Origin of the sequence: Streptosporangium sp. G11, assembly GCF_051192615.1 — a bacterium.
In the GTDB taxonomy this organism is placed as follows: domain Bacteria; phylum Actinomycetota; class Actinomycetes; order Streptosporangiales; family Streptosporangiaceae; genus Streptosporangium.
Window position 1 is genome coordinate 1 of the sequence record NZ_JBPJUQ010000167.1, and the last position, 7,484, is coordinate 7,484.

6 protein-coding genes are annotated in these 7,484 nt (G+C 73.0%); 4 read left to right on the forward strand and 2 right to left on the reverse strand.

Annotated elements, in window-relative coordinates; translation table 11 throughout:
* From ACSDR0_RS48540 to ACSDR0_RS48555, 4 genes are all read left to right on the forward strand, one after another.
* Positions 1 to 1,183, forward strand: a 1,183-nt coding sequence (locus ACSDR0_RS48540; protein ID WP_435295769.1) for a GAF domain-containing sensor histidine kinase, incomplete at its 5' end; no start/stop codon positions are given.
* Between the two features lie 198 nt (positions 1,184 to 1,381).
* Complete coding sequence (locus ACSDR0_RS48545) at positions 1,382 to 1,915, forward strand: universal stress protein (protein WP_435295770.1); 534 nt, start codon at positions 1,382 to 1,384, stop codon at positions 1,913 to 1,915.
* Positions 1,916 to 2,158: 243 nt separating this feature from the next.
* Positions 2,159 to 4,726: a cation-translocating P-type ATPase gene (locus tag ACSDR0_RS48550; RefSeq protein ID WP_435295771.1), complete on the forward strand. Its 2,568-nt coding sequence runs from the start codon at positions 2,159 to 2,161 to the stop codon at positions 4,724 to 4,726.
* Positions 4,727 to 4,756: 30 nt separating this feature from the next.
* The gene (locus ACSDR0_RS48555; RefSeq protein ID WP_435295772.1) at positions 4,757 to 5,623 is read left to right on the forward strand and encodes a universal stress protein; all 867 of its coding nucleotides are present in this window, start codon (positions 4,757 to 4,759) and stop codon (positions 5,621 to 5,623) included.
* Positions 5,624 to 5,737: 114 nt separating this feature from the next.
* Here ACSDR0_RS48555 and pflA read toward each other — a convergent pair whose 3' ends face one another.
* Positions 5,738 to 6,562: a pyruvate formate-lyase-activating protein gene (gene pflA, locus ACSDR0_RS48560; RefSeq protein ID WP_435295773.1), complete on the reverse strand. Its 825-nt coding sequence runs from the start codon at positions 6,560 to 6,562 to the stop codon at positions 5,738 to 5,740.
* 11 nt (positions 6,563 to 6,573) lie between these two features.
* On the reverse strand, positions 6,574 to 7,032 hold the full coding sequence (locus ACSDR0_RS48565; RefSeq protein WP_435295774.1) for a glycine radical domain-containing protein: 459 nt from the start codon (positions 7,030 to 7,032) through the stop codon (positions 6,574 to 6,576).
* Positions 7,033 to 7,484 lie beyond the last annotated feature (452 nt).

Below are 7,484 nucleotides of genomic sequence, written 5' to 3' on the forward strand. Positions count from 1 at the left end.
CGAGGCGATCGTGACCGCGCTGGCCACCGCGGCCGGCGTCGCCATCGAGAACGCCCGCCTGTACGAGGAGACCCGCCGCAGGGAGATGTGGCTGCAGGCTTCGGCGGAGGTCACCACCAGCCTGCTGTCGGGCGCCGAACCCGGCCAGGTGCTGACCCTGATGGCGAGGCGGGCCCGAGATCTGGCCGCCGCCGACATCACGATGATCATGCTTCCCGACGCGGCCCGCGAGGTCCTGCACGTGACGATCGCCGACGGTTCGGGGGCCGACGGGCTCGACCGGGCCACGGTGGATGTCGTGGGCTCGCTCCCGGGCAGGGCGCTGCTGGGCGGTGAGCCGGTCATGGTCACCGATCTCGGCGAGGCGGACCTGCCTGCCGCCGTCATGCGGGATCTGACGGTGGGGCCAGCCGCCGCGGTGCCACTTGGCGTGGCCGGGGTGGTGCGGGGGGTGCTGGTGCTGGGCAAGCGACCGGGCCGCATCCCGTTCAGCGTCGGCGAGCTGCGGACCCTGCACTCCTTCGCCGGGCAGGCCGCGGTCGCGCTGGAGTTGGCCGAGGCCCGCCAGGACGCCGAGCGGCTGGGGCTGCTGGAAGACCGCGACCGGATCGCGAAAGACCTGCACGACGTCGTCATCCAGCGGCTTTTCGCCGTCGCCATGACCTTGATGAGCATCGTGCGGTTCGTCGAGCATCCCGAGGCCGCGGGCCGGCTCCAGCACGGGATCAACGAGCTGGACGAGACCATCCGGCAGATCCGTTCGACGATCTTCGCCTTGCAGACTCCCCGCCAGGCCGACGAGCCCAGCCTGCGCGCGCGGATCGTGGAGCTGGTGGAGGGCGCGCGCGGGCACCTGGGCTTCATGCCGGGCCTGCGGATGGAGGGGCAGCTCGACAACCAGGTGCCCGCGCCGGTCGCCGAGCACCTGCTGGCCGTTCTGCGGGAGGCGCTGTCCAACATCGTGCGCCATGCCAAGGCTTCCAAGGCCGACGTCTTCACCGAGGCGGTCGACGACCGGCTCACCCTCACCGTCGCCGACGATGGCGTCGGCCTGTCCGGCGAGGGCAAACGCAGCGGCCTGCGCAACATGGAGGAGCGCGCCACCGCGCTCGGCGGCTCCTTCGAGGCCGGCTCCTCCCCACAGGACGGGACCCGGCTGACCTGGCGCGTACCCCTCACCTGACGAACGACGGGGCATCGGTAAGCACCGACGGATACCTACCTCCGTACGCCTCAACGTTTTCCGGCCCGCGGCCGGAAGAGGGTCGCTGGTCCCGGCTCGCCGGGACCAGCGACCCTGGCCGGGGCCGGGGCGGCGCGGTTGCATGAAGGTGAACCCCTTTCACCACCGGGGGCCACGGGACGGATCACGGAGGATCCCATGACAGGTCGGCAGCGGTTCTCTCGCATCCTGGTCGGCTTCGACGGTTCGGCCGCCGGGCCGGCGGCACTGAGCTGGGGTGCCCAGGAAGCCCGTCGCAGCGGCGCGGAACTGGTGGTCCTGCACGCGTGGGACGACCTCACGCGGTGCCGGGCACCCTACGTGCCCGGCCGGGCGCCCACCGAGGAAGCAGATCGGAAAGTGATCGCCGAGACCGTCGTGAGCCAAGCGGTCGCGACCGTCCGCGCCGGGTGGCCGGAACTCGTCGTGCGCCCGCTGCTCTGCCGCGACAGGGCCGCGCGAGCGCTGCCACGCCATTCCGAGACGGCCGACCTCCTCGTTCTGGGAGGGGTCCGGCCGGCGGCCAGTGGCGGATACCTCGGGGCGACCCTGCGGGCCTGCCTCGCCCTGGCGGCCTGCCCCACCGTCGTCGTCCCCCCCGACCGGGTCGACCGGATACGGAACGCCGACATGCCCGCCCCGCGTGCCGCGATCGAATCCACGACCGGAACGCCACATCCGGCACTCGCCTGACCGCAAGCCGCAAGCCGCAAGCCGCAAGCCGCACGCCCACGGCGCCGCCTTCCACGCCCAGGCACAGGGGAACTCCCATCCGCGGGAGAGAGTCCCCGCGCCCGGTGTGCCAGGAGCCGCGCACCGGCGAGCGCTCTACCCGCGCCACCCGCGCCGGAGTGGCTGTCGCCGGGGCCGAAAGTCCCTCGCTTCGGTGGCTTTCGCCTCGGGGTCGGGCCGCGACCGTGATGATCTGCTGGACACATGAGCATCAAGGCGGACACCCCGGCGGGGCTCGGTGACGCGGAAGCAGCCCGGTTACTGGACGAGTACGGCCTCAACGAACTCCCGCGCTCCCGGCCGCCCACCCTGCCGGCCCGCGTGGCGCGGCAGCTCGCCGACCCGCTGTCGATCCTGCTGCTGATCGCCGGGCTGGTGACGCTACTGGTCCTGGCCGAGATTCCCGAGGGAATCGCGATCCTCACCATTCTGGTGGTGAACGTGACCATCGGTGCCGGGCAGGAGGCCAAGGCCGACCAGGCCGTCCGTGCGCTGGGCACGCTCAGCGCGCCCATGGCCAAGGTGAGGCGAAGCGGTGTCACCCGGCGCGTTCCGGCCGCCGAGGTCGTGCCCGGCGACGTGATCGAGGTCGCGGCCGGAGACCGGGTTCCCGCCGACGCGCGGGTGCTGGAGGTCAGCGCCCTGGGCGTTGACGAGGCCATGTTGACGGGGGAGTCGCAGTCGGCCGGCAAACAGGCCGGCGGCGCCGGCGGTCCGGGTGTTCCGCTCGGTGACCGCGACGGGGAACTGTTCTCCGGCACCCTCGTCGTCCGAGGGTCGGCGACGGCCCTGGTGGAGCGGACCGGTGCGGCGACCGAGATGGGACGTATCGCGGGTGCCCTCGAAGGGCGGCAGTCGAAGAGCCCGCTGGAGGCGGACCTGGCGCAGGCTTCGCGGCGGATCGGCCTGCTCGCGCTGGCGGCGGGAGTGGTCATGGTCCTGCTGGGCCTGACTCGCGTGAGCCGCGGGGAGGCCGCGCTGCTCGACATCGTGCTGGCCGGAGTCGCACTGGCCATCGCCGCCGTTCCCGAAAGTCTCGCCACCGCCGTCACCACCGCGTTGGCCCTGGGTTCCCAGCGGATGGCCAGGCTGGGAGTGATCGTTCGCCGGCTCTCGGCGATCGAGGCGCTCGGCGCGACCACCGTCATCGCCTCTGACAAGACCGGGACGCTGACCACCGGGCGGCTGGCCGTCGTCGACCAGGTCCCGGTCGCCGGTGCGGACCTGTGGCGGGCCGCGTTGCGCTGCAACGACGCCCGCGACGGGCTCGGGGACGCCGTCGACGTGGCGCTGCGCGCGGCCGCCGAGCGCAACGGGGCTCGGCTACCGGAGGGCGAGGGACGCTTGAAGGCCCGGCCCTTCGACGCCGAGACCCGCTCCATGGCCGTGGTGACCGAGGGTCCGCTGCTGACCGTCAAGGGGGCGCCCGAGGTGGTGCTGGCCCGCTGCGTGCCCGGCGAGCAGACCGACCGTCTGATGAACGCCGTGACAGACCTCGCCCGTCAGGGCCTGCGGGTGCTCGCGCTGGCCGAAAAGGAAAGCGATGACCTGGACACCGGCGGCCTGCGCCCACTCGGCCTGCTCGGGCTGCGTGACGAGATCAGGCCCTCGGCCCTGCGGGCGGTCGCCGACTGCCGGGCGGCCGGCATCCGGGTCATGATGGTCACCGGTGACCATGGCGACACCGCCCGGGCCGTGGCCGAGGAGGTCGGGATCGAGTCCGGAGCCGTGGTCACCGGCGCCTCCCTCGAAGGGCGGAGCGTCGCCGACAGGGCCGGGCGGCTGCGCGGGGCGAGTGTGCTGGCCCGGGTGGATCCGGCCACCAAGCTCGACCTGGTCCACGCGCTGCGCGAGAGCGGAGAGGTCGTCACCATGACCGGTGACGGCGTCAACGACGCGCCCGCGCTGCGGCACGCGGACGTGGGCGTGGCGATGGCGGGCGAGGAGGGAACCGACGTGGCGCGGGAGGCGGCCGCCGTCGTCGTCACCAACGGTGAGCTCGGCACCATCGTCACCGGGGTGCGTGAAGGGCGGCGCCTGCACCACAACGTCACCTCGATGATCGGTTACCTGCTCACCGGCAACCTGGCGGAGATCCTCCTGGTGCTCGTCGGCCTCATCCTGTGGCCTGACCTGATCATCCCGCTGCTTCCCGTGCACCTGCTCTGGATCAACCTGGCGCTGGACGGGATTCCGGCCATCGCCCTGGGCGTCGACCGGCCCGCGGGAGATCCTCTGGCGCTGCGGCCACGGCAGGGCGGCCTGCTGTCGGGCGCCGTACTGAGGCGGGTCGCGCTGCGATCCCTCGTCGTCGGCCTGCTGGTGATCGCCGCGGTCGAGGCGGCCCGCCGGATGGGCTGGAGCGACGAGCAGGTGCGCACCCAGGCGGTCCTCGCGCTGGTCTTCGCCCGTCTCACCCTCGCCTACGTCGTCCGGGCCCGCCGGTGGACCTTCGAACGGGGATGGTGGCACGGCCGCACGGTCACGATCGCGGTCCTCGCCACCGCGCTGCTCCAGGCGCTCGTCACCCTTGTCCCGTTTCTCGGCGCCCCGCTGGCCCTGGTGCCGTTGCCCGCGGCCGGGTGGGCGCTGGCCCTGGGTACGGCCGTGCTCACCCCCCTGCTCTGCGACCTCGTCCGGTGGCGGCCACGAGCGGAGCGGGCGTCCGCCCCGGCGGCGATCACGAAAGGTCAGGACCCCGGACACGGTGACGGAGGTCCCTCGGGCAAAGGACCTTTACCGCTGTCGCCCTCCGGTTGCCCGCCGGTGTGATGGGGCCATGGGCACCATGAGGAGGATGTCATGATCGTAGTGGGAGTCGACGGTTCGCAGGCCGCGCTCGCGGCCGTGAGCTGGGCGGCGCGAGAGGCCGCGGCCCGCGACGGCGCGCTGAGCATCGTGCACGCCATGCCTGCCTGGCCGCTGGAGGTCTCCGAGGAGGGTCGCTACGCCGAGGTGGGCCGCTGGATGCGTGAAGGGGCCACGTCCATGCTGGACGCGGCACTGGAGCGCGCCCGCCAGGAAGATCCCCGTGTCGTGGCGGAGCCGCGGCTGCTGGGCGGTGACCCGCGCGCCATCTTGATCGAGACCGCCGCGGACGCGGAACTGCTGGTGGTCGGCAACCACGGGCTGGGGGGTTTCGCGGGGATGCTGCTCGGTTCGGTCGCGCTGGGGGTCGCCGGGCGGGCCGCCTGCCCGGTGGCCGTGGTCCGTGACCCGGCCACCCCGCCGGCCGGGGAGGTGGTCGTCGGCGTCGACGGTTCGGCGGCGGGCGTGGGTGCTCTGGGATTCGCCTTCGCCGAGGCGTCCCTGCGCGGCGCCGGCCTGCGGGCGGTGCACGCCTGGAGCCGCCCGGTCGCCGGTGGCGGCCCCTTCGCCCTGCGGGTCGCGGAGGAGACGGCCGAGGCCGAACGGCGCCTGCTGGCCGAGGCCCTGGCCGGTTGGAGTGAGCGTTATCCCGACGTCAAGGTCACCGAACAGCTCGAACACGGTCACCCGGCGCGCGTCCTGGCCGAGGCCTCGGCCCACGCCGGCCTGCTGGTCGTCGGCTCACGCGGCCGCGGTGACCTGACCGGGCTGCTGCTGGGGTCGGTCAGCCATTCGCTGCTGCACCACGCCACCTGCCCCCTGGTCGTGACCCCCGCCCCGGCGTCTCCCGGTCTCTCCTGATCGGCGCCGCTCGCCGACCGGCGCCGCCACCCGGCCGGCGAGCGGCTCGGGCACAGAACTCCCGGGCGCGAACGGGCGCGAACGGGCGCGAACCGTCCGGGAGTCCCGCGCTGCTCAGATGCTGGTGAGACCGTGTGCCCGGAACTGGGCGTGGACCCGCTCCAGCAGCGCCTGGCCGGGGGGAAGCACGCCCGCCAGGGGGAAGGCCAGCCCGAGGCGCTGGTACTTTTCGGCGGCCATGCGGTGGTAGGGGAGGACGTCGACGTGTTCGACGTTGTCCAGGCCGGCCACGAAGCGGGCGACGCCGTCGACGTTGTCCTGGGCGTCGGTGACGCCGGGGACCAGCACGAACCGGATCCAGGTCGGGCGGCCCAGCTCGGCCAGGCGGCGGGCGAAGCGCAGGGTCGGCTCCAGCGAACCGCCGGTCAGTCGCCGGTAGCCGGCCGGGTCGGAGGACTTGAGGTCCAGCAGCACCAGGTCGGTGTCGGCGAGCAGCGCGTCGGTGGCGCGCTCGCCCAGGAAACCCGAGGTGTCCAGGGCGGTGTGCAGGCCGCTCTCGTGGCAGCGGCGCAGCACCTCGGCGGTGAAGCCGGGCTGTAGCAGCGGCTCGCCGCCGCCGCTGATGGTCACCCCGCCGCCGGCCACGGTGACGAACCGGCGGTACTTGTCCACCTCGGCCATCATCTCGTCGACGGTGACGCGGCGGCCGTCGCGCATCCGCCAGGTCTCGGGGTTCTGGCAGTACAGGCAGCGCAGCGGGCAACCGGCGGTGAACACCGTGAACCTGGTGCCGGGGCCGTCGACGCCGATGGACAGGTCCCAGGAACTGACGACGCCGGTGCCCGGCGGCGCGGGCGGCGGGCGAAGCTCGGCTTCGCCCTGCCGCATCACGGTTTCGCGGTCGCCGGTCATCTGCTCGCAGCGCGCTGCCAGGTTCATCGCGGCCTCCGTCACAGCGATCCGTGGAAGGTGCGGTCCACGACGTCCTGCTGCTGCTCACGGGTGAGACGGACGAAGTCGACCGCATACCCCGAGACCCGGATGGTCAGCTGCGGGTACTTCTGCGGGTGCTTTATCGCGTCCAGCAACACGGCCCGGGTGAGGACGTTGACGTTCATGTGGAAGCCACCGGCGTCGATGTAGCCGTCGAGCACCCCGACCAGGTTGCCCACCCGTTCCCGGTCGGTACGGCCGAGCCCTTCGGGGGTGACGGTGTTGGTGAGCGAGATGCCGTCCTGGGCCTGGTCGTAGGGCAGCTTGGCGACCGACAGCGCGGAGGCGACCAGGCCGTGCCTGTCGCGGCCGTTCATCGGGTTGGCGCCGGGGGCGAACGGCTCGCCGGCGCGACGCCCGTCGGGAGTGTTGCCGGGAAACAGTCCTCTCGGCTCCCTGCGGATGAGTGTGGTCATCTGCCCACCTCCGCGGTCTCCCTGGCTTCTCATCTCCATCTCACGCCTGGCAGATGGCCGAATGTAGGGCCGGAGGTCCCCGCGCGGCCGCCATTGGTCGCTGCCACCGGAGGTGCTTCGGGGCGGGGGCGGACCATGGCGGTCCTGTCCTGCTCGTCGTCGGCCTCGTCGATCCGGATCACCGAACCGTGGGAGGCATCCGGCCAGGGCGCCCGGGGGCGAGCATCACGCCGAACGCGGCGGCCGAGACGGGTCCGCACGGTCACGAGCCGTTCCGGCCGGTGACGGCCGCAGGCGCCGGAACCGACGGGACGTAAGGGCCCGCGGGATGCCGGGACGACTCCAGGGGTGGGAAAGTCCTGGGCGGGTGTCAGATTTCCCGCCCGCCGTGCCGGGATGAGAGGCGGCGGCCGGTGATGTGCTCGGCGCGTACCACGATGTAGTGGTCGCGG

Coding starts and splice junctions, on each gene's coding strand:
- ACSDR0_RS48550 (WP_435295771.1), top strand. CDS start 2,159: ATGAGCATCAAGGCGGACACCCCGGCGGGGCTCGGTGACGCGGAAGCA.
- pflA (WP_435295773.1), bottom strand. CDS start 6,562: ATGAACCTGGCAGCGCGCTGCGAGCAGATGACCGGCGACCGCGAAACC.
- ACSDR0_RS48545 (WP_435295770.1), top strand. CDS start 1,382: ATGACAGGTCGGCAGCGGTTCTCTCGCATCCTGGTCGGCTTCGACGGT.
- ACSDR0_RS48565 (WP_435295774.1), bottom strand. CDS start 7,032: ATGACCACACTCATCCGCAGGGAGCCGAGAGGACTGTTTCCCGGCAAC.
- ACSDR0_RS48555 (WP_435295772.1), top strand. CDS start 4,757: ATGATCGTAGTGGGAGTCGACGGTTCGCAGGCCGCGCTCGCGGCCGTG.